Source organism: Pantoea sp. Morm, assembly GCF_016643525.1.
Taxonomy (GTDB): Bacteria; Pseudomonadota; Gammaproteobacteria; order Enterobacterales; family Enterobacteriaceae; genus Pantoea; species Pantoea dispersa.
Window position 1 is genome coordinate 1 of record NZ_VOQX01000007.1, and the last position, 24,264, is coordinate 24,264.

General features: G+C 58.2%; 24 protein-coding genes. 9 read left to right on the forward strand and 15 right to left on the reverse strand.

Annotated features, from left to right (window positions below; genetic code table 11):
- The coding region (locus FT726_RS04020; RefSeq protein ID WP_225614602.1) for a hypothetical protein at positions 1-72 on the forward strand (72 nt) is incomplete at its 5' end.
- A 109-nt stretch (positions 73-181) separates the two neighbouring features.
- On the opposite strand, the gene pepT is transcribed toward FT726_RS04020, so the two are convergent.
- Positions 182-1,408 carry a peptidase T gene (gene pepT / locus FT726_RS04025; protein ID WP_125309338.1) on the reverse strand — a complete coding sequence of 409 codons (1,227 nt, stop codon included), beginning with the start codon at positions 1,406-1,408 and terminating at the stop codon, positions 182-184.
- Between the two features lie 300 nt (positions 1,409-1,708).
- Here pepT and potA point away from each other — a divergent pair, with 300 nt between their 5' ends.
- From potA to potD, 4 genes are read left to right on the forward strand one after another with little or no spacing between them, the layout of a single operon-like run.
- Positions 1,709-2,824, forward strand: coding sequence for a spermidine/putrescine ABC transporter ATP-binding protein PotA (gene potA / locus FT726_RS04030; protein ID WP_136547110.1), 1,116 nt, complete (start codon positions 1,709-1,711; stop codon positions 2,822-2,824).
- On the forward strand, positions 2,817-3,668 hold the full coding sequence (gene potB / locus FT726_RS04035) for a spermidine/putrescine ABC transporter permease PotB (protein WP_346302434.1): 852 nt from the start codon (positions 2,817-2,819) through the stop codon (positions 3,666-3,668). The genes potA and potB overlap by 8 nt, the downstream gene beginning before the upstream one ends.
- Entirely contained in the window at positions 3,665-4,438 is a 774-nt protein-coding gene (gene potC / locus FT726_RS04040; RefSeq protein ID WP_088517712.1) for a spermidine/putrescine ABC transporter permease PotC, read from the forward strand. The genes potB and potC overlap by 4 nt, the downstream gene beginning before the upstream one ends.
- Positions 4,439-4,448: 10 nt before the next feature.
- Positions 4,449-5,492: a spermidine/putrescine ABC transporter substrate-binding protein PotD gene (gene potD / locus FT726_RS04045; RefSeq protein ID WP_088517713.1), complete on the forward strand. Its 1,044-nt coding sequence runs from the start codon at positions 4,449-4,451 to the stop codon at positions 5,490-5,492.
- A 161-nt stretch (positions 5,493-5,653) separates the two neighbouring features.
- On the opposite strand, the gene cobB is transcribed toward potD, so the two are convergent.
- The 4 genes from cobB to lolC all read right to left on the reverse strand — a co-directional run bounded on the left by cobB (position 5,654) and on the right by lolC (position 9,772).
- Positions 5,654-6,487, reverse strand: a complete 834-nt coding sequence (gene cobB / locus FT726_RS04050; protein ID WP_010617227.1) for a Sir2 family NAD+-dependent deacetylase — start codon at positions 6,485-6,487, stop codon at positions 5,654-5,656.
- Positions 6,488-6,634: 147 nt separating this feature from the next.
- The gene (gene lolE, locus FT726_RS04055) at positions 6,635-7,879 is read right to left on the reverse strand and encodes a lipoprotein-releasing ABC transporter permease subunit LolE (protein WP_021506385.1); all 1,245 of its coding nucleotides are present in this window, start codon (positions 7,877-7,879) and stop codon (positions 6,635-6,637) included.
- Positions 7,879-8,580 carry a lipoprotein-releasing ABC transporter ATP-binding protein LolD gene (gene lolD / locus FT726_RS04060; protein WP_021506386.1) on the reverse strand — a complete coding sequence of 234 codons (702 nt, stop codon included), beginning with the start codon at positions 8,578-8,580 and terminating at the stop codon, positions 7,879-7,881. Before lolD ends, lolE begins: the two co-directional genes overlap by 1 nt.
- Positions 8,573-9,772, reverse strand: a complete 1,200-nt coding sequence (gene lolC / locus FT726_RS04065) for a lipoprotein-releasing ABC transporter permease subunit LolC (protein ID WP_021506387.1) — start codon at positions 9,770-9,772, stop codon at positions 8,573-8,575. The genes lolD and lolC overlap by 8 nt, the downstream gene beginning before the upstream one ends.
- 248 nt (positions 9,773-10,020) lie before the next feature.
- Here lolC and FT726_RS04070 point away from each other — a divergent pair, with 248 nt between their 5' ends.
- From FT726_RS04070 to FT726_RS04085, 4 genes are all read left to right on the forward strand, one after another.
- A complete protein-coding gene (locus tag FT726_RS04070; protein WP_021506388.1) occupies positions 10,021-10,230 on the forward strand; it encodes a hypothetical protein in 210 nt (69 codons plus the stop codon).
- 186 nt (positions 10,231-10,416) lie between these two features.
- A complete protein-coding gene (gene mfd, locus FT726_RS04075) occupies positions 10,417-13,860 on the forward strand; it encodes a transcription-repair coupling factor (RefSeq protein WP_058769639.1) in 3,444 nt (1,147 codons plus the stop codon).
- 102 nt (positions 13,861-13,962) lie between these two features.
- On the forward strand, positions 13,963-14,664 hold the full coding sequence (locus FT726_RS04080; RefSeq protein WP_288422988.1) for a hypothetical protein: 702 nt from the start codon (positions 13,963-13,965) through the stop codon (positions 14,662-14,664).
- Positions 14,661-15,089, forward strand: a complete 429-nt coding sequence (locus FT726_RS04085) for a hypothetical protein (protein ID WP_215480209.1) — start codon at positions 14,661-14,663, stop codon at positions 15,087-15,089. Before FT726_RS04080 ends, FT726_RS04085 begins: the two co-directional genes overlap by 4 nt.
- Positions 15,090-15,267: 178 nt before the next feature.
- Here the strand turns inward: FT726_RS04085 and FT726_RS04090 are convergent, their stop codons facing one another.
- From FT726_RS04090 to FT726_RS04135, 10 genes are all read right to left on the reverse strand, one after another.
- Entirely contained in the window at positions 15,268-15,810 is a 543-nt protein-coding gene (locus FT726_RS04090; protein WP_031279257.1) for a glycine zipper 2TM domain-containing protein, read from the reverse strand.
- Positions 15,811-16,104: 294 nt separating this feature from the next.
- Entirely contained in the window at positions 16,105-17,409 is a 1,305-nt protein-coding gene (locus FT726_RS04095) for an NAD(P)/FAD-dependent oxidoreductase (RefSeq protein WP_031279261.1), read from the reverse strand.
- Between the two features lie 212 nt (positions 17,410-17,621).
- Complete coding sequence (gene ycfP, locus FT726_RS04100) at positions 17,622-18,164, reverse strand: alpha/beta hydrolase YcfP (protein ID WP_021506392.1); 543 nt, start codon at positions 18,162-18,164, stop codon at positions 17,622-17,624.
- Between the two features lie 39 nt (positions 18,165-18,203).
- Complete coding sequence (gene nagZ, locus FT726_RS04105; RefSeq protein ID WP_104186868.1) at positions 18,204-19,247, reverse strand: beta-N-acetylhexosaminidase; 1,044 nt, start codon at positions 19,245-19,247, stop codon at positions 18,204-18,206.
- Between the two features lie 15 nt (positions 19,248-19,262).
- Positions 19,263-20,078, reverse strand: a complete 816-nt coding sequence (gene thiK, locus FT726_RS04110) for a thiamine kinase (RefSeq protein WP_346302419.1) — start codon at positions 20,076-20,078, stop codon at positions 19,263-19,265.
- The gene (gene lpoB, locus FT726_RS04115; RefSeq protein ID WP_288422652.1) at positions 20,065-20,661 is read right to left on the reverse strand and encodes a penicillin-binding protein activator LpoB; all 597 of its coding nucleotides are present in this window, start codon (positions 20,659-20,661) and stop codon (positions 20,065-20,067) included. Before lpoB ends, thiK begins: the two co-directional genes overlap by 14 nt.
- Positions 20,662-20,671: 10 nt before the next feature.
- Positions 20,672-21,037: a YcfL family protein gene (locus FT726_RS04120; protein ID WP_021506396.1), complete on the reverse strand. Its 366-nt coding sequence runs from the start codon at positions 21,035-21,037 to the stop codon at positions 20,672-20,674.
- Between the two features lie 18 nt (positions 21,038-21,055).
- Positions 21,056-21,406, reverse strand: coding sequence for a purine nucleoside phosphoramidase (hinT, locus tag FT726_RS04125; protein WP_021506397.1), 351 nt, complete (start codon positions 21,404-21,406; stop codon positions 21,056-21,058).
- Between the two features lie 333 nt (positions 21,407-21,739).
- Positions 21,740-23,173, reverse strand: a complete 1,434-nt coding sequence (gene ptsG / locus FT726_RS04130; protein WP_346302420.1) for a PTS glucose transporter subunit IIBC — start codon at positions 23,171-23,173, stop codon at positions 21,740-21,742.
- A 286-nt stretch (positions 23,174-23,459) separates the two neighbouring features.
- Positions 23,460-24,251 (reverse strand): metal-dependent hydrolase, encoded by a 792-nt coding sequence (locus tag FT726_RS04135; RefSeq protein WP_059010432.1) that lies wholly within the window; start codon positions 24,249-24,251, stop codon positions 23,460-23,462.
- Positions 24,252-24,264: the final 13 nt, after the last annotated feature.

Sequence of the window (24,264 nt, forward strand, 5' to 3'; positions counted from 1 at the left end):
TGGTGGTACAGCACAAAAGTGGGGGTGATCGACCTGAAGAAAAAGTCGATCACCATGGGTAAAGGATGTTAAAAAGTGTTCACTATGCCCCCGAACACCTGTCTGCCATGTCCCCGGACTGTACACCGGGAGAGGGAGAGGGTTAGGGTGAGGGCAAGCCCCGCTCAGCCCCTATCCGCCCTTACTTCTTCTCCGCCGCGAGCGCGGCCAGGCGCACGATCACCTCAACCGACTTCGCCATCACATTCAGCGACGCAAACTCATGCTTGCCGTGATAGTTGTAGCCGCCGGTAAACAGATTCGGACACGGCAGTCCTTTCCATGACAGCGCCGATCCGTCGGTGCCGCCGCGAATCGGCTTCACGTTCGGCTCAATACCGCAGTCGCGCATCGCCTGCAGCGCCAGCTCAATGATGTGCGGATGCGGTTCCACCTTCTCCCGCATATTGCGATAGCTGTCGCTGATTTCCACCTTGATGGAGCACTCAGCCTGCAGACCTTTACCGACGCGGCGGCCAATCTCCTGCAGCAGCTGCTTACGCTGTTCGTAGCTGTCGGCATCAAAATCACGAATCAGGTACATCAGCTCGGCGTGCTCAACCGATCCCTTAATAGTGTGCAGGTGGAAAAAGCCTTCATAGCCGTCGGTAAACTGCGGCTTCTCTTTGGCCGGCAGCTCGGCGTGGAAGCGCATCGCCAGGTCCAGCGCGTTCACCATCACGTTTTTCGCACTGCCGGGATGCACGTTGTTACCGGTGATTTTGACCAGCGCCGTCGCGGCATTAAAGTTCTCGAACTCAAACTCGCCGAGATCGCTGCCGTCAACGGTATAAGCCCAGTCAGCCGCAAACCCCTCAACGTCGAAGTGCGACGTGCCGCGACCGATCTCTTCATCCGGGGTAAAGGCCACGCGAATGGCGCCGTGCGGCACATCCCCTTTGGCCAGCTCGGCCATTGCCGTCATGATCTCAGCGATACCGGCTTTATCATCAGCGCCCAGCAGCGTTTTACCGTCGGTGGTGATCAGCGTATGCCCGGTCAGCTTGTGCAGCACCGGGAACATCACCGGCGAGAGCACTTCATCCCCATTGCCCAGCGCGATGTCACCGCCACGATAGTTTTCAATGATCTGCGGATTGACATTTTTCGCGGTGAAATCCGGCGAGGTATCCATGTGGGAAATAAAACCGATCACCGGCGTCGGCCAGTCGACGTTTGCCGGCAGGGTGCCCATCACACAGCAATGATCGCTTAAGGTGACGTCCACAAAACCCAGCGCAATAAGCTCTTCCTGTAACTGACGCGCCAGCGTCCACTGCCCTTCGCTGCTCGGCACCTGCCGCGCCTGAGGTTTTGCCTGGGTTTCTACTGCCACATAACTGAGAAAACGCTCAAGTAATTGATCCATCTGTCATCCCTCTAAAGAACCTGCATTATTATCATGGGGCCTGATTATCGCCATGTTGCGTCAAATCATTATCCTTCAGGTTAGCCCTCTCAGCCCAATCGTGCGCTGAAATTCGCCCTGCCAGCCACCCGTCCGGCTGGCCCGGTGAGCATACTCCAGCAATTTGCAGACTTTTCAAGGTTATTCCGTGTCTGAACATGGCAATGGCGCATTTTTCAGGTATTATCGCGCCCTTCATCACGGCAAGCTGTCGCCGGCGGCTATGCTGTAACCTGATTATCATCAGACTGAGTGACTAAAATGACGCAAACACGCGCGCAGCAGGCGCTGGTTACGCTTTCTGGCATCAGTAAAGCTTTCGATGGCAAAACCATCATCCCGGATTTCGACCTGACCATCGGTCATGGCGAATTTATCACCCTGCTTGGCCCCTCCGGCTGCGGTAAGACCACGATTCTGCGCCTGATCGCCGGGCTGGAAAGCGCCGACAGCGGACGTATCCATCTGGATGAGAGCGACATCACTGAAACGCCCGCCGAGCATCGCCATATCAATACCGTGTTTCAGAGCTACGCGCTGTTTCCGCACATGTCGGTGTTTGAAAACGTCGCGTTTGGCCTGCGCATGCAGAAAACCCCGGCGGCAGAGCTGACGCAGCGCGTCAACGAGGCGCTGGCGATGGTGCAGCTGGAAAGCTTTGCCGCGCGCCGGCCACACCAGCTCTCCGGCGGCCAGCAGCAGCGCGTGGCGATTGCGCGGGCGGTGGTCAACCGGCCCAAAGTGCTGCTGCTTGATGAGTCGCTCTCCGCGCTGGATTACAAACTGCGCCGCCAGATGCAAAACGAGCTGAAAGCGCTGCAGCGCAAGCTGGGCATCACGTTTGTGTTTGTCACGCACGATCAGGAAGAAGCGCTGACCATGTCCGATCGCATCGTGGTGATGCGTGACGGGCGCATTGAGCAGGACGGCACGCCGCGCGAGATCTACGAAGAGCCCGCGAACCTGTTTGTGGCGCGCTTCATTGGCGAAATCAACGTGTTTGATGCAGAAGTGATCGGTAGCGCGCACGCGCCGCAGGTACGGGCTCGCGTCGAAGGCCGCGAGTGTGATATTCACTGCCCGTTCCCGGTCAAACCCGGCGATCGGCTGCATGTGCTGCTGCGACCGGAAGATTTGCGCGTCGAGGAGATCGATCACGACAGCCGCAGCGAAAACCTGATCGGCTATGTGCGCGAACGCAACTATAAAGGCATGACGCTGGAATCCACCGTCGAACTGGAGAACGGCAAGCTGCTCACCGTCAGCGAGTTCTTTAATGAGGACGATCCGGATTTTGACCACTCGCTGAACCAGAAAATGGCGGTCAGCTGGGTGCCAAACTGGGAGGTGGTGCTGCCGTATGAAACGGATGCGTGATCGTCTGCAGAAAGCCATTGTGGCGCTGATCGTCGGCTGGCTGACGCTGTTCGTGTTGCTGCCGAATCTGATGATCTTCGTCACCAGCTTTCTGACGCGCGACGACGCGCACTTTGCCAGCATGGTGTTCACCCTGAACAACTACGGCCGGCTCCTCGATCCGCTGTATGCCGACGTGCTGCTGCACTCGCTCAACATGGCCTGCATCGCCACGCTGTGCTGCCTGCTGCTCGGCTACCCTTTTGCCTGGTGCCTGACCAGACTGCCGGCGCGTCTGCGTCCGCTGATGCTGTTTCTGCTGATTGTGCCGTTCTGGACCAACTCGCTGATCCGCATTTATGGTCTGAAAATTTTTCTCAGCACGCGCGGCTGGCTCAATGAATTTCTGCTGTGGCTCGGCGTCATCGACAAGCCGTTTCGCATCATGTTCACCCCGGAAGCGGTGATCCTTGGGCTGATCTATATTCTGCTGCCATTTATGGTACTGCCGCTCTACTCCAGCCTTGAGAAGCTGGATAAATCCTGCCTGGAAGCGGCGCGCGATCTTGGCGCCAGCAGGCTACAGACCTTCATCCGTATCATTTTGCCGCTGACCCTGCCCGGTATCGTTGCCGGCGCGCTACTGGTATTTATCCCGGCGATGGGGCTGTTCTACGTAGCGGATTTAATGGGCGGAGCAAAGAACCTGTTGATTGGTAACGTAATCAAAAGCCAGTTCCTCAATATTCGTGACTGGCCGTTTGGTGCCGCCACCAGCATTGTCATGACGCTGCTGATGGGGCTGATGCTGCTGGTTTACTGGCGCGCAGCGCGTCTGCTGAATCACAAGGCGGCATTGCAATGATGGCGCGCGGATTACGCTACGGCTTCATGGCCGTGATTTATGCCTGGTTCTACATTCCGATCATCATCCTGATCGTTAACTCCTTCAATGCCTCGCGCTTCGGCATCAACTGGCAGGGCTTCAGCACCCAGTGGTATCGCCTGCTGGTCAATAACGACAGCCTGATTCAGGCGGCGCAGCATTCGCTGATCATGGGCGTGCTGTCGGCCAGTTGCGCGACGCTGATCGGCTCGCTCACCGCCGTGGCGCTGTACCGCTACCGTTTTCGCGGCAAGCCGTTTGTCAGCGGTATGCTATTTGTGGTGATGATGTCGCCGGATATCGTGATGGCGATTTCGCTACTGGTGCTGTTTATGCTGCTGGGGATTTCGCTCGGCTTCTGGTCGCTGCTGTTTTCCCACATCACTTTCTGCCTGCCGTTTGTGGTGATTACCGTCTATTCGCGCCTGAAAGGCTTTGACGTGCGCATGCTGGAGGCGGCAAAAGATCTCGGCGCCAGCGAAGTGACTATTCTGCGCAAGATTTTGCTGCCGCTGGCGCTGCCGGCAGTGGCCGCGGGCTGGCTGCTGAGTTTCACCCTGTCGATGGATGATGTGGTGGTGTCGTCATTTGTCACCGGGCCCGGCTTCGAAATTTTGCCGCTGAAAATTTATTCCATGGTGAAGGTGGGCGTGTCGCCGGAGGTGAACGCGCTGGCTACCATTTTGATGCTGCTGTCGCTGCTACTGGTGGCAGCCAGTCAGCTGTTGCTGCGTGATAAAACCAAATAGAGGATAACCGATGAAAAAGTGGTCTCACTGGCTGGCGGCTGGGGCGCTGGCACTGGGTATGCAAAGCGCTCAGGCGGATGACAACAACACGCTTTACTTCTATAACTGGACCGAATACGTGCCGCCCGGGCTGCTGGAGCAGTTCACCAAAGAGACCGGCATCAAAGTGATTTATTCCACCTATGAATCCAATGAAAGCATGTACGCCAAGCTGAAAACCTGGAAAGCAGGCGCTTACGATCTGGTGGTGCCGTCGACCTACTTCATCGCCAAAATGCGCAACGAGGGCATGCTGCAGAAGATCGACAAGTCACAGCTGAGCAACTTCCGCAACCTCGATCCCGACCTGCTGAACAAGCCGTTTGATCCGAACAACGACTATTCCATTCCCTATATCTGGGGCGCAACCGCCATTGGCGTGAACACCGACGAGGTGGATGCGAAAACCCTGACCCAATGGGCCGATCTGTGGAAACCTCAGTATAAGCAGAGCCTGCTGCTGACCGATGACGCGCGTGAAGTGTTCCAGATGGCGCTGCGCAAGCTCGGCTACTCCGGTAATACGCAGGATCCAAAACAGATTGAAGCCGCCTATGAAGAGCTGAAAAAGCTGATGCCGAACGTGCTGGCGTTCAACTCGGATAATCCCGGCAATCCGTTTATGGAAGGCGAAGTCAACGTCGGCATGATCTGGAATGGCTCCGCCTGGGTAGCGCGCCAGGCTGGCACGCCGCTGCAGATTATCTGGCCGAAAGAGGGCGGGATTTTCTGGATGGATAACCTGGCGATCCCGGCGAATGCGAAAAATAAAGCGGGCGCGCTGAAGCTGATTAACTTCCTGCTGCGCCCGGATGTGGCGGCTAAAGTGGCAGAAACCATCGGTTATCCGACGCCCAACCTGGCGGCAAGAAAGCTGCTGCCGCCCGAGGTGGCCAGCGATCCGTCACTCTATCCGCCGGCTGAAGTGATCAAAAACGGCGAGTGGCAGAACGATGTCGGTGCCGCCAGCGTGCAGTACGAAACGCTGTTCCAGAAGCTGAAAGCGGGACGGTGAGGTTCTGAGGTGGAGGTTGTGCGGCCTGGCCCTCACCCTGCCCTCTCCCAGAGGGAGAGGGTTCATTTGTGCCGGATTCAGCCTGAACTTAAATCCTGCGCGTTTTTCCCCTTCTCCCGCCGGGAGAAGGCCGGGATGAGGGGAAACGCGCAGTACGCTGACTATTTATACAAGCCGCGCAAAAAAGTATGCACGAATTCGGGCACCACTTCGCTGGCTAAGCCGTAATGCGCTTCAGCGAATTCGTTACCGACCTGACTGGGGGCCAGATTCAGCTCCACGGTATGCGCACCCTGCAGTTTCGCCTCGTGCACAAAGCCTGCCGCCGGGTAGACGTGGCCTGAGGTGCCAATGGCGATAAACAGATCGGCCTGTTCCAGCGCCTGATAAATCTCCTCCATGCCGAGCGGCATTTCACCAAACCACACCACGTGCGGACGCAGCCGCGACGGGAACTGGCAGCAGGTACAGCGATCGTCCGGACCGACGTCCTCTGTCCACGCCAGCACCTGACCGCTGTGCTCACAGCGCACCTTCAGTAACTCACCGTGCATATGCAGCACGCGCTGGCTGCCGGCGCGCTCGTGCAGGTTATCGATATTCTGTGTCACCAGCAGGAAATTATCGCCCAGCACCTGCTCCAGTTCGGCCAGCGCTTTGTGCGCCGCGTTAGGCTGGATTTCTGGCTGCTGCAACTGACGCCGGCGCGCGTTGTAGAACCCCTGCACCAGCGCCGGATCGCGGCGAAAGCCTTCGGGCGTCGCCACATCTTCCACGCGATGCTCTTCCCACAGGCCATCTTCCGCGCGGAAGGTGCGGATGCCGGATTCTGCCGAAATTCCGGCACCGGTCAGCACCACCACGTGCGGCTGCGGATGGGCGGCAAGTTCGACCTGACGATCGCGCTCAAAGATGCGCTGGCGAAAGCGCTGATGCACTTTGCGGCGGTTCTTTTTGTAGCGGGCGAGTCGAAGGCGGCGGCGCGGTTGGCGCATAAAGGCTCCTTAATCTGCGGCGCTGAACGCCGCGCTGCGGGTGTTTTCCGGGTTACTCAGACCCGATAATAGCGGCTGGGTATGACGGCTGCATGCCGCAGACGCTGAAAATGTGCGCAGCCGCGAAGGCGGCTGCGTGTTTTGTCTTTACTGACCGCTCAGCACGCGGGCAGGATCGATGCGGCTGGCACGCCGCGCCGGATACCAGCTGGCAATCAGGCTCAGGCCAATCGCCGTTGCCAGCACGATGGCCACATCCAGCCAGTGCAGCTCGGACGGCAGAAAGTCGATAAAATAGATATCGCCCGCCAGCAGCTGATGCCCGGTAAGGTGCTCCACTACGCGCATTACCGGCGTCAGATTGAGCGCCACCAGCACGCCGACCACCACACCGCTGACGCTGCCCAGCAGCCCGGCCAGCAGGCCATACCAGATAAAGATGGCACGAATCAGGCCGTCTTTCGCCCCCAGCGTGCGCAGTACGGCGATATCGCTGCTCTTGTCCTTCACCGCCATCACCAGCGTCGACACGATATTAAAGCAGGCCACGCCAATCACCAGCACCATCGCCAGATACATGATGGCGCGAATCATCTGGATGTCACGATACATGTAGCCGTAAGTGCCAATCCAGCTGCGGATGGTGACATAGGAGTGGGTGGCTTCGCCGGCATCGCGCACCAGCTTCTGTGCCTGGAACGGATCGCTCATCTTCAGCGCAATGCCGCTGACGCTGTCGCCCAGATCCAGATACTTTTGCGCATCGGCCAGCGGCACCAGCGCCAGACTGTGATCCAGCATGCCGCTCAGCTGCAGAATACCGCTCACCTGCAGACGAATGCGTTTTGGCTGCAGCAGTTTGTTCTCGCCATCATTATTCGGGATCATGATGGTGATCCAGTCGCCCTGCTTTACGTTGAGCGATTTGGCGATGCCGCCGCCCAGAATGATCTGCTGCCTGCCGGCGCTGAACTGCGACCAGGCATCGCCGCTGACAAAACGCGGCAGCGCGCTGAGCCGCGGCTCCTGCTGAGGATCAACGCCCTTAACCTGCAGCGCCTGCAGCTTCGCACCGCTCTCAATCAATCCGGTAAAGTTAACGTAAGGCGCCGCCGCGGCGATGCCTGGCACCTGTTCGATGGGCGCAATCATCGGCTGCCAGTTGCGAAATGGCTGGTTAACCGCCTCAATTTCGCCGTGCGGTACCACGGCCAGAATGCGGTTGTTGAGCTCCCGCTCGAAACCGTTCATCGCGCTCAGCCCGATGATCAGCACCGCCACGCCAAGCGCAATGCCGATGGTCGAGATGATGGAGATCAGCGACACCATGCCGCCGCGCCGCCGGCCGCGGCTGAAGCGCAGCCCGAGCAGCAGGGATAAAGAGGACGCCATCAGATCGCTCCCAGCGTCAGGTGATCGCTCAGCTGGCCGTCGCGCATTTCCATCTGACGGCTCAGGCGCTTCGCCAGGTTGAGGTCATGCGTCACCACCAGAAACGCGGTGCCCTGCTGCACGTTGAGCTCGCCGAGCAGTTCAAAAATGGCATCCGCGTTGCGCGCATCGAGATTACCGGTGGGCTCATCGGCCATCACCAGCCGCGGCCGGTTCACCAGCGCCCGGGCAATCGCCACGCGCTGACGTTCACCGCCCGACAGCTCAGAAGGCCGGTGCGCCGCGCGCTTTTCCAGGCCAACCGCCGCCAGCATCTCGCGTGCGCGCGCTTCCGCTTCGGCTTTGCCGGTTTTGCCAATCAACAGCGGCATGGCTACGTTCTCCAGCGCGCTGAAGTCCGGCAGCAAATGGTGAAACTGATAAATGAAGCCGAGTTCCCGGTTGCGCAGCTCTGCTTTGGCCGCCGACGACATGGCGTTGAGCGATTTCCCGTCAAACACCACGTCACCGGAGGTCGGCGCATCCAGCCCGCCCAGCAGGTGCAGTAAGGTACTTTTGCCGGAGCCAGAGCTGCCGACGATGGCCGTCAGTTCGCCCGGCTGCAGGCTAAAAGCCACATTGCGCAGCACATCGGTCTGCACGCTGCCTTCCTGATAGCGTTTGCACAGGTCACGACACTGCAACAAAGGGGTATTACTCATAACGTAAAGCCTCAGCGGGTTGAACGGCGGCAGCGCGCCATGACGGATAGAGGGTAGACAGCAGCGCCACGGCCATCGAGACCAGCGCAATGGTGATCACCTGCCAGACATTGATATCCACCGGCAGCGCGGCGCCATCAAGGAACAGGCCGATCACCGGCATTAAATTGTTGAGCTGGCTGGCCAGCAGCACGCCCAGCAGCGTACCGAGCAGCGCGCCGATAATACCGGCGCTGGCGCCCTGCACCATAAATACCGCGACGATTTGCCGCCGCGTTAAGCCCTGGGTTTGCAGGATCGCCACTTCCGCCTGCTTCTCCATGATAAGCAGGCCCAGCGAGGTAATGATATTGAAGGCGGCGACGGCAATAATCAGGCTGAGCAGCAGCCCCATCATGTTTTTCTCCATGCGCACCGCCTGGAACAGGTCGCCCTTGCGTTCGCGCCAGTCTTTCCACGTCAGCCCCTGCGGCAGCGGCTGCTGGCTCAGCGCATCGACATTCAGCGGCTTATCCAGCCACAGGCGCCAGCCGGTAATGTTGCCGAGCGGATAGCGCATCACGCGCGAGGCATCCTGCTGGTTCACCAGAATCTGATAGCCATCGACTTCGCTATTGGCCGCGTAGGTTCCGGCAACGGTAAAGATGCGCTGGCTCGGCACGCGCCCCACCGGGGTAAACTGACTGACCGATGGCACCATCAGGCGCAGCTGATCGCCGCGCTTCACGCCCAGCTGCGAGGCCAGCAGTTCACCGAGAATGACCTTATACTGGCCCGGCTGCAGCACGCTCTGCTGAGTGTTGACCAGATAAGGCGTCAGCGGATCCGGTTCGTCAGGATTGATGCCCAGCATCACGCCCACCGACACGTTGCGCGCACTCTGCAACACCACATCGGCGGTGGTCAGCGGCGCAATACGCGTCACGCCCTGCAGTTTGAGATCCTGCGCGCGCATCTGCTGCGGATTGATGCTGCCGGTGTCGCTGGTCACCAGCGCCTGCGGCATCAGGCCGAGAATGTTGCCTTCCAGCTCGCGCTCAAAGCCGTTCATCACCGACAGCACTGTCACCAGTGCCAGCACGCCGAGCGTGATACCAATAGTCGAGAGCCAGGAGACGAAACGACCGAAACGGTCTGAAGCACGTCCACGCATGTAGCGCAAACCGATGAATAACGCGACTGGTTGATACATGAGATCCGTCTTGGCCGTTGCTCAAAATTAAGTAGAGCGATGATAAAGGAGCCGTCTGCTTTATGAAACCTCTAACCCGCTGAGTCAGTTGCAAAGTTGCGTCAAAATGCGTCCTCCTGCGCGACAATGCACAAAATTACGACAAAATAGTGACGCTATTAGTACGATTATTCGTCAGCAGGTGGGTTAGACTTAGCTTGCAGTACCGGTTTTCGCATCACAGTAAGCGCAGTACGGAGGTTCTTACCATGAGCAGGTTTCCTAAAGGCAGTATCGTTAAACATAAATCTGGCGAGATCAAAGGCGAAGTGGTCAATGTCTTTGAGCAGGGAGACGCGCTAACCGGTTATTATGTGAAGTGGGACGATGGCAACAACAGCTACCATGTCGAGCGCGAGCTGTCATGGGCCAATGTGGATCGTCCTCGCATGCACTACACACAGCAATCCAGTAAATAACGTGACGTGGCCAGGTCGCCATCAATGGCGACCTGGCAACCGGCCATACTGGCGGCCCTTCAGGGTGCCGCTAAGGTAAGGTGCGCATTCATGCACCCTGACATAAACTCAGAAAGGAGAGATGATCCTCACGGCGGAATGTGGAATGATGACGCCCTGGAAACTGAGGAGAGAATGTCGGACCTTATGTCGGAACAGCGTCGTTATACCCTGCCTGCTAAAGCAGGCGACCATCGTCAGCTCGGTCAGCTGGTCGGCGCCGCGCAGGCGGTTGAGTGTGCCAGCATCACCGAACGCCACAGCGGTCCGGTGTTAATGATCACCCCGGATATGCAATCGGCCCTGCGGCTGCAGGAGGAGATCAGGCAGTTTACCGATCTGCCGGTCACCAATCTTGCTGACTGGGAAACACTGCCCTACGACAGCTTCTCGCCCCATCAGGACATTATTTCCGCCCGTCTTTCTACGCTGTACCAGCTGCCCACCCTGACGCGCGGCATGCTGATTCTGCCGGTCAATACGCTGATGCAGCGCGTTTGCCCGCACAGCTTCCTGCACGGCCATGCGCTGGTGATGCAGCAGGGCCAGAAACTGTCGCGCGATGCCCTGCGCGACCAGCTGGAGCAGGCCGGTTATCGCCATGTCGATCAGGTGATGGAGCATGGCGAGTACGCGACGCGCGGCGCGCTGCTCGACCTGTTCCCGATGGGCAGCGATCAGCCTTACCGCATCGATTTCTTTGATGATGAGATCGACAGCCTGCGCCTGTTTGACGTCGACTCACAGCGCACGCTGGAGGCGGTGAGCGCCATCAACCTGCTGCCGGCGCATGAATTTCCCACCGACAAAGCGGCCATTGAGCTGTTCCGCAGCCGCTGGCGTGAAACCTTCGACGTGCGGCGCGAACCCGAGCACGTCTATCAGCAGGTGAGCAAAGGCACGCTGCCGGCCGGGATTGAGTACTGGCAGCCGCTGTTTTTCGAGCAGGAACTGCCTACCCTGTTTAGCTATCTGCCCGCCAGCACGCTGGTGCTGAACAGCGGCGATCTGCACGCCAGCGCTGAACGTTTCTGGCAGGATGCTAACGCACGCTATGAAAATCGTCGCATCGATCCTATGCGCCCGCTGCTGGAACCGGCCACGCTATGGCTGCGCCCGGATGCGCTGCTGAGCGAGCTGAAAAACTGGCCGCGCATGCAGCTCAGCGCTGAAACGCTGCCGGAGAAAGCCGCGAACAGTAATCTGGGCTATCAGCCATTGCCGGAGCTGACGGTGCAGGCGCAGGCCAAAGCGCCGCTCGATCTGCTGCGTCAGTTCCTCGAGCAGTTTACCGGTCAGGTGATTTTCTCAGTAGAAAGCGAAGGTCGCCGCGAGAGCCTGCAGGAGCTGCTGTCCCGCATCAAACTGCGCCCGCAGCCGATCGATCACTTCGAGCAGGCCGATGAGCAGCCGTACAGCCTGATGATTGGCGCCAGCGAGCGCGGCTTTATCGACACCCAGCGCCAGCGCGCGCTGATTTGCGAAAACGATCTGCTCGGCGAGCGCGTCAGCCGGCGGCGTCAGGACAATCGCCGCACCATCAATCCGGATGTACTGATTCGTAACCTCGCCGAGCTGCACCCTGGCCAGCCGGTGGTGCATCTTGAACACGGTGTGGGGCGCTACATCGGCCTGACCACGCTGGAAGCCGGCGGTATCGTGGCTGAGTATCTGATGCTCTCCTATGCCGGCGATGCCAAACTTTACGTCCCGGTGTCATCGCTGCATCTGATCAGCCGTTACGCCGGCGGTGCCGATGAAAATGCGCCGCTGCACAAACTGGGCAGCGATGCCTGGTCACGCGCGCGCCAGAAAGCGGCGGAGAAAGTCCGTGACGTGGCCGCTGAGCTGCTGGATATCTATGCCCAGCGCGCGGCCAAGGCCGGCTTTGCCTTTAAGCACGACCGCGAGCAGTATCAGCTGTTCTGCGAAGGTTTCCCGTTTGAAACCACGCCGGATCAGGCGCAGGCAATTAACGCCGTGCTCAGCGATATGTGCCAGCCGCTGGCCATGGACCGCCTGGTGTGCGGCGATGTTGGCTTTGGTAAAACCGAAGTGGCGATGCGCGCTGCCTTCCTTGCGGTGGAGAACGGCAAACAGGTGGCGGTGCTGGTGCCAACTACCCTGCTGGCGCAGCAGCATTACGACAACTTCCGCGACCGCTTCGCCAACTGGCCGGTGCGCATTGAGATGCTGTCGCGCTTCCGCAGCGCCAAAGAGCAGGCGCAGGTGCTGGAGCAGGCCAGCGAGGGCAAAATTGATATTCTGATCGGCACCCACAAGCTGCTGATGAGCGATCTTAAGTGGCGCGATCTCGGTTTGCTGATCGTCGATGAGGAGCACCGTTTCGGCGTGCGTCACAAGGAACGCATCAAAGCGATGCGCGCTGACGTCGATATTCTGACGCTCACCGCAACGCCGATTCCGCGTACTCTGAACATGGCGATGAGCGGCATGCGCGATCTGTCGATTATCGCCACGCCACCGGCGCGCCGTCTGGCGGTGAAAACCTTCGTGCGCGAGTATGACAGCCTGGTGGTGCGCGAAGCGATCCTGCGTGAAGTGCTGCGCGGCGGCCAGGTTTACTATCTCTACAACGACGTCGAGAACATCGAGAAAGCAGCGCAGCGGCTGGCCGAGCTGGTGCCGGAAGCGCGCATCGCCATCGGCCACGGTCAGATGCGTGAGCGCGATCTGGAACGGGTGATGAACGATTTCCACCACCAGCGTTTCAACGTGCTGGTGTGCACCACCATCATCGAAACCGGGATCGATGTGCCGAGCGCCAATACCATCATCATTGAGCGCGCCGACCATTTCGGTCTGGCGCAGCTGCATCAGCTGCGTGGCCGCGTTGGCCGTTCACATCATCAGGCCTATGCCTGGCTGCTGACGCCGCACCCGAAAGCGATGACCACCGATGCCCAGAAGCGACTGGAAGCGATTGCCTCGCTGGAAGATCTGGGCGCTGGCTTTGCGCTGGCGACGCACGATCTGGAGATTCGCGGTGCCGGTGAACTGCTGGGTGAAGATCAGAGCGGTCAGATGGAGACCATTGGTTTCACGCTCTACATGGAGCTGCTGGAAAACGCGGTGGATGCACTCAAGGCCGGACGTGAACCGTCGCTGGAAGATCTCACCAGCAATCAGACCGAGATTGAGCTGCGCATGCCTGCCCTGCTGCCGGATGATTTTATTCCGGACGTCAATACGCGCCTGTCGCTGTATAAACGCATCGCCAGTGCGGCCGATGAACAGGAGCTGGCCGAGCTGAAAATTGAGATGATTGACCGCTTCGGCAAGCTGCCCGACGCCGCGCGTAACCTGCTCGACATCGCCGCGCTGCGCCTGGTGGCGCGCCAGCTGGGGCTGCGTAAAATCGAAGCCAGCGAAAAAGGCGGCTTTTTTGAGTTCGCGCCGCAGAATCAGGTCGATCCCGGCTGGCTGATCGGCCTGCTGCAGAAAGATGCCAAGCAGTGGAAGCTGGATGGCCCGACGCGACTGAAATTCACCCGCGATCTGAGCGAACGCAAAACACGCATGGAATGGGTGCAGAATTTCGTCGCCGAGCTGGCGAAGAACCGGGTTTAAGGAGCGAGCTCGCAAACTTAGCGGAAAAAATTAAATCACCGCTTGATCCTGTGATATCACAAGGATGGCATCACAGGATTTATTCATGGAAGGAGCTCAATGATGAGCAGGCGAGAGGATATTCTTGACGGCAGTAAAGCAGAAAGAAGTGCTTACGGCCTGGTTTACACAGAAGTATTGGGCTGGATAGATCTCGGTCACGCCCAGGGCAATGACATCAGACAGTTATGGGCGCAAATGCTGTGCGGCGAAGCACAGAGCGGCCTGACGTATGACGTTACCTATAAACAATCAATGGCTGGCCTCAAAAGGCGCCTGACTGTGGGAAAATCAATCACCTGGCGTCTCAAAAAAGGTCTGTCATATCACCAAAAGCAAAGCATAGCTCTTGCCATGATGATGACGCTGGCGCGCAGGTTTGAAGGGCTGCAGAATTCTTTCCCTTTTAGCTGGGCTACTGACAGCGGATTCAGTGGCGAAGACCTTGTATCGGATCTCCTGGGTTTTTACCGGGTTGTGGCATGCATGAGCGGCATTTTCAGCTACCTGAAACCAGTGAGTCAGGCGGATGCATTAAGACGCTGGGACCATTATGGAAAAATTGGCTCCTGGAAAAACGAAACCTTTAAGCCACTGCTTTTCCCTGACCCTCTTCAATTCCCTAACGCCAAACCTCACTTTGGTCAGTTACCGATCTTCATGCGAAGCGTAACGCCCTATAATCGGTGGACATCAGAAGATGTTAGCATCATAGACCCGGACCGTGGCTTTATCCATTTTGGTAAGGGCATATCAAAACTATGAAAAAATCGCTCAGGATCCTACTTTGCGTTCTCATTGCGTGTGTGGTCGGTATGGCCTATGGCTTGAATTATCTCCGTATGGAGTTTGCAGATAGCGCTAATTATACAGAGCACGACACGCTGGATTACGACTTTTATACGCCTGATTTACTCAAAAAGATGCCGCGCATTACTGATAACTATAGCTTTTATTACAGTAACGTATCAGGTCCCAACCCCGCACTGATTTTTCAGCTGAGGTTTATTGGCGCGACCAACGCAGATAAAATTAATGCGTTTATGAAAGAAAAGGGTTTTAAACAAAGCGAAGCGTGCAGTTTTGCAGGTGACTGCTGGACTGGCGACGATCCGCTTGTCACCGTATCGATTGAAATTGAGGAACAACCGCGCACAGTTCTCGTTTCGATGGTAGATAAGCGAACCTGATTACCTCATAACATGCCTGCCAACAGATAATAAGCCAGACCGGTGATAGCTGATGAAATTCGTCATGAGGTATAAGCTCCGGATCTCTTTTCTTCACCCTGAATAAAAAAAACCAACGTAAAAAAAGCGCCTTGCGGCGCTTTTTTTGTTACTGCTGCTGTGAAGTAGCTTTGCCCAATCAGGCCTGATTCGAATTCAGGATCAGCTGACCATTACGGTCGAGCGGGATGCGGGTGCCAGGGTCATTCTCCATGCGGATTTTGCCCTGCTGGTCGCCTATTTTATAGGTCACGTCATAACCCAGCATTTTTTCCTGTTTATCGTACACGGTTTTGCAGCGCTGCTCGCTGGTGGTGTAGGTGTCACGATCCTGCAGCGCACCCTGCACCTGGTTACCGCCGTAACCGCCTGCCAGCGCACCGGCTACGGTCGCGATATCCCGGCCGCGGCCACCGCCGAACTGGTGACCAATCACACCACCGGCCACGGCACCCAGCACGGAACCGGCGATGCGGTTCTCATCCTGCACCGGACGACGGTGCGTGAGGGTAACGTTGCGGCACTCCTGACGCGGCTGCTTGATGCTCTCTTTGATTGGCGTTGCCGAAAGCACCTGAGCATACTGCGGGCCACGATCAAACACATCCATGCTGGCGACGGCGGCCACGCCCAACGCTGCTGCTACGCCGATTCCAATACCCGCTAACATTGATTTATTCACAGGAATGTCCTCCTGAAGTTGTTACCGCGCATTCCTGCCGCAACCCGATCCCGGGTTACCGAGGCATAACCGGCGTGCGCGCCGCGCCGTGTTCGTTGGCATAAGTTTTACAGATGGTCCGAAAATGCAACATCAGATTAATGGAGGAAACGCAGCGGAAAGCCAGCAGGACCAGCTTTTAGGAGAGTTCTGAGCGGCAGTGTCATTGCGCCGTAATCTGGCGCTGATTGAACGGCAATCAGCAGGTTACGGCAGCCGGGCGCGCAGCGGGCGGGGATGACCGCCCGCCAGCCATCAATGCAGTTTGAGACGCGGACGCAGCACGCGGTTGAGGCTGCCGACCAGCATCATCAGACCGGTCTTGAAGTATCCATGGAGCGCAATCTGGTGCATACGGTACAAGGAGATGTAGACAAAACGCGCAATACGCCCTTCCACCATCATCGAACCGCGCATCAGGTTCCCCATCAGGCTGCCGACGGTACTGAAGCGGGACAGCGACACCAGCGAGCCGTGATCTTTATACACGTAGGCTTTGAGCGGCTTGCCTTTGCGCTGGGCGAGGATGTTTTCCAGTGCTCGCGACGCCATCTGGTGCGCCGACTGCGCGCGCGGCGGCACGAATCCGCCGCCCGGCAGCGCGCAGGAGGCGCAGTCGCCGATGGCGTAAATATCGTCGTCCAGCGTGGTCTGCAGCGTCTCTTTGACCACCAGCTGATTAATGCGGTTGGTCTCCAGCCCGCCAATCTCTTTCATGAAGTCTGGCGCTTTAATACCCGCCGCCCACACCATCAGATCGGCTTCGATGAATTCGCCCCCTTTGGTATTCAGACCGTTGGCTGCTGCGCTGGTGACCATGGTTTGCGTCAGTACGCGCACGCCAAGCTTGCTCAGCTCCTGATGCGCCGCTGCGGAGATGCGCGGCGGCAGCGCAGGCAGAATACGCTCGCCGGCTTCCACCAGCGTAACGTTGAGCGCGCTGCTGTCGAGACCCTTATAGCCGTAGCTGTGCAGTTGTTTCACTGCGTTATACAGTTCTGCCGACAGCTCGACGCCGGTCGCGCCGCCGCCGACAATGGCGATATTGACTTTCTGCAGCTGCCCTTCGCTGGCAGAGAAGCGCAGGAACAGGTTGAGCATCTCATTATGGAACCGACGCGCCTGATGCGGGTTGTCGAGGAAGATGCAGTGATCTTTCACGCCTGGCGTGCCGAAATCGTTCGAGGTGCTGCCCAGCGCCATCACCAGACGGTCATACGCCAGTTCGCGCTGCGGTACCAGTAGCCCACCCTCCGCGTCGCGGATCTCCGCCAGTTCAATGGTTTTTGTGTCGCGATTAATTTGCGTCAGCGAACCCAGCTGGAACTGGAAACCGTGGTTGCGCGCATGCGCCAGATAGCTGAGCGCATCAATACCTTCATCCATCGAACCGGTCGCCACTTCATGCAGCAGCGGTTTCCACAGATGGCTGTGGTTACGATCGACCAGGATGATCTCCGCCTTTTTTTTGCGGCCGAGTTTATGGCCGAGCTGCGTTGCCAGCTCCAGCCCTCCGGCACCGCCACCGACGATGACGATTTTTTCCATGCTTGTAGTCAATGAAGACCCCCTCAAAGTTGTAAACCAAAAGTTAATTAATGGTTATATAAAACCTTAATAAACATAGGGTTGGCGACATTTAATCGCGAGCTGAGGGCAGAATAGCACGGCATAATCATCCGGACATAAGAAAATTGATGTACATCAATCTTTGCACTGCATTATCAGAATGTTACACGTTTTGTGCGCCGCATCACACGGCGCAGCAGCACTCAGGCAAGGGTTTTGAACGCTTTGATGCGTTGCAGATGCGGGGCAATATTTTTGAATTTGTGGCTGGCCTCCTCGTCCCACACGATTTCGTAGTACGGGTGCAATGCGGCCGCGCTGCGCTGATTATCCAGCGCTTCATCGTGACGTGACAAAATGGTCAGGCAGCGGTCGCGGTTCTTTTCACGGAAGTTGCTGACGCATTTGGTGGCGATATCAAGATACTCTTCCGGCCGGTCGATCTTGCCTTCCATGTTTTCATCAGGAAACAGGTTGGGATTGAATATCGCCTGGCGCATGCCGCAAAGGAAGCCGATGCGTTCCGCCCAGTAGCCGCCCAGGCCGACGCCACAAATCAACGGATGCGCATCGCTGCCCTGCTGGAGCAGTTTGTCGCACTCTTTCAGCAGAAACTGCATGTCGTGTTTCGGATGGCGGGTGCTGTAGCTGATAAGTCTGACGTCCGGGTCAATAAACTGCAGCTGCAGCACCTTTTCATGGTTGCCCGGACTGTTGGAATCAAAACCGTGCAGATAGATGATCATGATTATCCTCAGCGTGGAGTGAGATCCGGGCAGCGGCGATTATCTGCCCGACGCTTTGTGCGCCAGCCAGCGATCCTGCAGGTCACTGAGCTGACGCTGATTTTGCCGCCAGCGCTCGCTGGCCTGCAAACTCTGACGGTCAAAACGTCCCTGATGGTATAACTGCGTGACGCGCGTCGCCTGGATCGGCGTCAAATTATCCAGCACGCTCACCGCGCCAGCACGCTGATTGCACACCAGGATCATATCGCAGCCGGCATTCAGCGACTGCTGAGCCCGTTCCGCATAGCTGCCCATCACCGCCGCGCCCTCCATCGACAGATCGTCTGAGAAGATCACCCCGTTGAAGCCCAGCTCCTGCCGCAGCACCGTTTGCAGCCAGTAAGGCGAACCACTGGCCGGCAGCGGGTCCACTTCAGTATAGATAACATGCGCGGGCATCACCGCATCCAGCAGCTGCTCATCAATCAGCTGCTGGAAGATTGCCATGTCATGCTGGCGCAGCGTGGCCGCATCGCGCGTATCGCGCGGCGTCTCTTTGTGCGAATCCGCGCTGACCGCGCCGTGGCCCGGGAAGTGCTTGCCGGTGGTTTTCATGCCGGCTTCGTGCATGCCGTGGATAAACTGACGCGCCATCTGCAGCGCAATCACCGGATCGGCGTGGAAAGCGCGATCGCCGATGGCCGCGCTGATGTGGCCGATATCCAGCACCGGCGCAAAGCTGATATCGATATCCATGGCGATCATTTCCGCCGCCATTTGCCAGCCGGCCTGCTGCGCCAGCTCGCCGGCGCGCGCCATGTCATGCAGCGCGGCGAAGGATTGCATCGCCGGCAGCTGAGTAAAACCGTCGCGGAAGCGCTGCACGCGTCCGCCTTCCTGATCGACCGCCACCAGCAGCCGGTTGCGCGACGCCGCGCGAATCTGGCGCACCAGCTCCGCCAGCTGCGCAACATCATGGAAGTTGCGGGCGAACAGGATCAGTCCGCCTGTCAGCGGATGTTGCAGAATTTCGCGCTCTTCGGCGTCCAGCTCGTAGCCTTCGACGTCCAGCATCAGCGGTCCGGGCGTTGTCATCGTCATGTTTCGGTTCCTGAATTAAAGATCCTGCCAGCTGGCCTGCGCCAGCCGTTGCAATGTTTGATCGTGGCTCTGCTCGGCGCGCAGCTGATACCAGCTGGCCATCAGCAGCTGCAGCCACGGCTGCCAGCGCCGGCTTTGACGCCGCAGCGCCGTGGCCGACAGCCGCGCCTCGGCGGCATAGTCGGTTATCCAGTAATCGTGTTCAGCGCCATCCACCGCGCCGATAGCGGCCAGCTCCAGCGCCACGTCGCCATCCGCAGCATATTCCCAGTCAATTAAACGCAGGCCATCCGGGGTGGCAATCAGATTGCCAGGGTGGACGTCCATGTGCAGCGGTGCCAGCCGCAGCGGCGACGGTTCGCCGCGCTGCAGCAACTGGTTTAAGCGCCGCTGCCAGCGCCAGTGCCGTTGCTGACAAAGCTGCCAGTAGCGCTGCAGCAACGGTGTCAGCCGTAAGCGATAACCGGTTAGCGGCTGGTGATGCAGGCGCAGCAGCAGCGTCAGCACCGCTGCGCGTTGCGCGCTGAACTGATCCGGCGACAGCACCTCACCGGGCAGCCAGCGCTGCAGCAGCCACGGCGCCTGCCATGCCAGCGGCTGCGGCGCCAGCGCCGTGGCACGCAGCTGACGCAGGATGCGGTATTCGCGCTGGCGATCGACAAACGGGATGGGCTGTGGCGGTGTCCGGCGCGCCAGCAGATCGCCCTGATCGCTGCGTACCTGCACGCTGTTACCGCTCAGTCCTGGCAGCGCGAAAAAATGACCGGCAGCTTGCGCCGTCGGCCATTGTTGCTGAACCAGATGCTGCAGCCGGGGATCAGGGTTGTGCAACGCCGTTGCCCGACCAGATGATTTCGCCGGTCTGCACCAGCATCAGCTGCATTTGCAGCACAGGGGCTTTCACATCGCCCTGCGCGTTGCTGTACAGCACATACTGCGCGTTGACGATGCGCGCCAGGCCAATCGCTTTGCTGCGCGAGTTGAGGCTATCCTCTGGCGACAGGCCGAGCGTTTGCTTCGCCTGATTAAGCTGATCGTTTGAGACCAGGCTGAACTTGCCGTTATTGGCCAGCGCGTTCTCAATCGCTGCCGTGGCTTTTTCCGTTTGCAGCGAGCCGTTGGTGCTGTTTTTGATGCGATCCACCAGCAGCACGCTGCCCGGATTGACGCCCGCCGACTGCACCATATTGGCGACTAACGGCTGGACGCTGGCGTTCCAGTTGATGGTTTTCAGCTTCGGCGGCTGCGGCACAGTTTGCGGCGGCGGCACCGGCTGCGCGGGCGGTTGCTCTGGCTGGGTTGGCGTGGTCGGCTGCGTCGGTTCAACCGGCGCCGGGGTTTGTTGTTTCACCACACAACCGGTGAGCATCAGCGCAAACAGTAGCGCGCCGGAACGTTGTACACTGCGAATCACAGGTTACTCCTCAAAGATAAAGATAGAGACGCACCTTGCTGGCGGTCGGGTTACCCATTTGCGAGGCCACTTCTACGCTGCCGTGCGCCGGTACGGTTTGAGTCTGCGCCGGCTCCTGCGGCTCAATCTCCAGCCCTTTGTCATCGTACCAGTAGAAACGATAGTGCACGGTGACCGGCGTTTCACGCAGATTTTGCAGCACGCTGGCGGCGCGCTGCTGGCCGTCGCGGCTGGTCAGCGCGGGCTCATCGGTGATGATGCCCGCCGACAGTACGGCAGACTCCATCACCAGCGACTGGGAGGTGTTGATCATCGGCTTATCGCTGCTGCAGCCCACCAGGGTCAGCAACAGCAAGCCGCTCAGCCATTGACGCATCACAAGGTCCGCCTGAGGTTAGATGGCCAGCATCGGGCCCAGCGGCTGTCCGCCGACCAGGTGCATATGAATGTGGTAAACCTCCTGCCCACCGTGACGGTTGCAGTTGATGATGAGGCGATAGCCATCCTCGGCGATGCCTTCATCACGGGCAATTTTTGCGGCGGCGGTGACCATGCGGCCCAGCGCCTGCTCATGCGCCGCCTGCACATCGTTGGCAGTCGGAATCAGTACGTTGGGGACAATCAGAATGTGGGTAGGCGCTTTGGGCGCGATATCGCGGAAGGCGGTGACCAGTTCGTCCTGATAAACCACGTCGGCGGGAATTTCGCGACGAATGATTTTACTGAAAATGGTTTCTTCAGCCATGGTGCAGTTCCTTAAGCCTGAGTTCAGTCAGGCAGTATGCGTGAGGAATTCCGTTTCTTTCAACCTCAGGACCACTTTTCTTCATTAAATGGCTGCCTTTGCATCACTTTTTCACGCTGGCGCGTCACTGCGGGCGGTGTCTGGCGGCGGTAAAATAAAAAACCCCTCGGATGAGGGGTTTTGTCGCACCGAAGTTGCAGTGCGGTGAAGCGGCGGCAGAGGAGTAAAGCGTCCCGCGACAGGGATGTCGCGGGACGAGCCCCAGGGATGGTGTTGGCGTCTTTACGATCTGACGCCGCTTCACCGCACCGGCCCGGCCTGCCGTCATGTCACTTACATACTGCGGATATAGTCATCCATCTCGGTTTTCAGGTTATCGGACTTGGTGCCGAAAATCGCCTGCACACCGGAACCCGCCACCACAACACCACGCGCGCCGAGGTTTTTCAGTTCAGCCTGATCCACCTTCGCTACGTCCGCCACGCTGACGCGCAGACGGGTAATACAGGCATCAAGGTTAGTGATGTTCTCTTTGCCACCGAACGCCGTGACCAGCTTGCCCGCCATTTCACTGCCGGTCGCGCTGCTCTGCTCAATCGCCGTATCTTCACGACCCGGGGTTTTCAGATTCAGTTTTGCGATCAGCACGCGGAACACGGTGTAGTACACCAGACCGTAGATGATACCGACAATCGGGAACAGCCAGATTTTGCTGCTGTTGCCGCTCAGCACGATGAAGTCGATCAGACCGTGTGAGAAGCTGGTGCCATCACGCATGCCCAGCAGAATACAGATTGGGAACGCCAGGCCCGCCAGGATGGCATGGATCACGTACAGGATCGGTGCCACGAACATGAAAGAGAACTCGATCGGCTCGGTGATACCGGTCAGGAACGAGGTCAGCGCGGCGGAGATCATGATACCGCCCACTTTGGCGCGGTTTTCAGGTTTAGAAGAATGCCAGATGGCGATAGCCGCAGCCGGCAGACCGTACATCTTGAACAGGAAGCCGCCAGACAGTTTACCGGCAGTCGGGTCACCCGCCATGTAGCGCGGAATGTCACCGTGGAAGACCTGACCAGCCGCGTTGGTGAATTCACCAATCTGCATCTGGAAAGGAACGTTCCAGATGTGATGCAGACCAAACGGCACCAGCGCACGCTCAACCACACCGTAAATACCGAACGCCACCACCGGGTTCTGATAAGCCGCCCACTGGGAGAAGTCCTGAATCGCGGTACCAATAGGTGGCCAGATGAAGGACAGCACCACACCGGTGAAAATCGCGGTCAGACCGGAAATGATCGGCACAAAGCGCTTACCGGCGAAGAAGCCGAGGTATTCCGGCAGCTTGATGCGGTAGAAACGGTTGAACATGTAGGCTGCAATCGAACCGGCAATAATGCCGCCCAGCACCCCGGTATCGGCGAGGTGTTTGGCTTCGATCTCGGCTGCCGGCAGATGCAGCACCAGCGGCGCGACCACAGCCAGGGTTTTCACCATAATGCCGTAGGCGACCACGGCGGCCAGCGCCGACACGCCATCGTTATTGGTAAAGCCCAGTGCCACACCGATCGCAAAGATCAGCGGCATGTTAGCAAACACCGAACCACCCGCTTCGGCCATCACGTGGGAAACCACTTCCGGCAGCCAGCTGAAGTTAGCAGAACCAACACCTAACAAAATACCGGCAATCGGCAGAACCGATACCGGCAACATCAGCGATTTACCTACCTTTTGCAGGTTCGCAAATGCGTTCTTGAACATAGAAGCTCCTGAGTATGAGTGCATTTTTTAGCGCAGTGCGCATGGCAAAGGGGGAGGATCCTTAGCCGGGGTGACGCTGAGCGTCTTTTGATTTATTACGAAGGGTAAAATAAATGACGACACGTTACTTTGACGGCTATCACGTTTCACCAAACACAGCGCTGAAATTTCAGTCATTTCTTACTGACTTGCTGCTATAAACAGCAATAAATCACTGCCTGCGCCGCGAAACACGCAGCGCAGATGAGTGATTTCAGATTAATTACAGAGTTTGAAATAAAGCGCGTTAGCCGCCGAGTCGGCTCATCGGCACCTTAAACAGGCGGGAGAAGTTTTCCGTGGTGGCGGCCGCAAGGGTCTCAAGATCGACGCCCTTCACCACGGCCATATACTCAGCCACGTCGCGGGTGAAGGCAGGCTGGTTTTCTTTGCCGCGATGCGGTACCGGGGCCAGATAGGGTGAATCGGTTTCAACCAGAATGCGCTCCAGCGGTACATAGCGCGCTGCTTCGCGGATCTGTTCAGCGTTGCGGAAGGTCACAATGCCGGAGAAGGAGATGTAGAACCCAAGATCCAGCAGCTGCGCCGCCGTCTCTTTGTCTTCCGTGAAACAGTGCAGCACGCCGCCGCACCGCTCTACCTGCTCTTCACGCAGAATGGCCAGCGTGTCTTCGCGCGCATCGCGGGTGTGCACAATAATCGGCTTATTCAGCGCAATGCCGGTGCGGATGTGCTCACGGAACGAGGCCTGCTGCTGCGCTTTGGTCTCCTGCTGGTAAAAATAATCCAGCCCGGTTTCGCCCAGTGCAATCACCTGCTCTTCCGCCGCCAGACGGCGAAACTCTTCCACGTCATACGGCGTTTCCTGATTGAGCGGATGCACGCCGCAGGCCAGCGCGATGTTGTCGCGATCGCCGACCAGCTGTTTGATTTTGTAGTAATCCGGCAGCGTGGTGGCAATCGCCAGCATGAATTTCACATCCCGCGCCGCCGCTTTGGCAATCACGTCATCCAGATCGCGGTGCTGGGTTTCATAATCAAGGCCATCAAGATGGCAGTGCGAATCAACAATAAACATAGATCTCTCTTTT

Bases quoted from the DNA above. Each gene is read 5' to 3' on its own strand.
- pepT (WP_125309338.1), bottom strand. From the start codon at position 1,408: ATGGATCAATTACTTGAGCGTTTTCTCAGTTATGTGGCAGTAGAAACC.
- potA (WP_136547110.1), top strand. From the start codon at position 1,709: ATGACGCAAACACGCGCGCAGCAGGCGCTGGTTACGCTTTCTGGCATC.
- potB (WP_346302434.1), top strand. From the start codon at position 2,817: ATGCGTGATCGTCTGCAGAAAGCCATTGTGGCGCTGATCGTCGGCTGG.
- potC (WP_088517712.1), top strand. From the start codon at position 3,665: ATGATGGCGCGCGGATTACGCTACGGCTTCATGGCCGTGATTTATGCC.
- potD (WP_088517713.1), top strand. From the start codon at position 4,449: ATGAAAAAGTGGTCTCACTGGCTGGCGGCTGGGGCGCTGGCACTGGGT.
- cobB (WP_010617227.1), bottom strand. From the start codon at position 6,487: ATGCGCCAACCGCGCCGCCGCCTTCGACTCGCCCGCTACAAAAAGAAC.
- lolE (WP_021506385.1), bottom strand. From the start codon at position 7,879: ATGGCGTCCTCTTTATCCCTGCTGCTCGGGCTGCGCTTCAGCCGCGGC.
- lolD (WP_021506386.1), bottom strand. From the start codon at position 8,580: ATGAGTAATACCCCTTTGTTGCAGTGTCGTGACCTGTGCAAACGCTAT.
- lolC (WP_021506387.1), bottom strand. From the start codon at position 9,772: ATGTATCAACCAGTCGCGTTATTCATCGGTTTGCGCTACATGCGTGGA.
- FT726_RS04070 (WP_021506388.1), top strand. From the start codon at position 10,021: ATGAGCAGGTTTCCTAAAGGCAGTATCGTTAAACATAAATCTGGCGAG.
- mfd (WP_058769639.1), top strand. From the start codon at position 10,417: ATGTCGGAACAGCGTCGTTATACCCTGCCTGCTAAAGCAGGCGACCAT.
- FT726_RS04080 (WP_288422988.1), top strand. From the start codon at position 13,963: ATGAGCAGGCGAGAGGATATTCTTGACGGCAGTAAAGCAGAAAGAAGT.
- FT726_RS04085 (WP_215480209.1), top strand. From the start codon at position 14,661: ATGAAAAAATCGCTCAGGATCCTACTTTGCGTTCTCATTGCGTGTGTG.
- ycfP (WP_021506392.1), bottom strand. From the start codon at position 18,164: ATGATCATCTATCTGCACGGTTTTGATTCCAACAGTCCGGGCAACCAT.
- nagZ (WP_104186868.1), bottom strand. From the start codon at position 19,247: ATGACGATGACAACGCCCGGACCGCTGATGCTGGACGTCGAAGGCTAC.
- FT726_RS04120 (WP_021506396.1), bottom strand. From the start codon at position 21,037: ATGCGTCAATGGCTGAGCGGCTTGCTGTTGCTGACCCTGGTGGGCTGC.
- hinT (WP_021506397.1), bottom strand. From the start codon at position 21,406: ATGGCTGAAGAAACCATTTTCAGTAAAATCATTCGTCGCGAAATTCCC.
- ptsG (WP_346302420.1), bottom strand. From the start codon at position 23,173: ATGTTCAAGAACGCATTTGCGAACCTGCAAAAGGTAGGTAAATCGCTG.
- FT726_RS04135 (WP_059010432.1), bottom strand. From the start codon at position 24,251: ATGTTTATTGTTGATTCGCACTGCCATCTTGATGGCCTTGATTATGAA.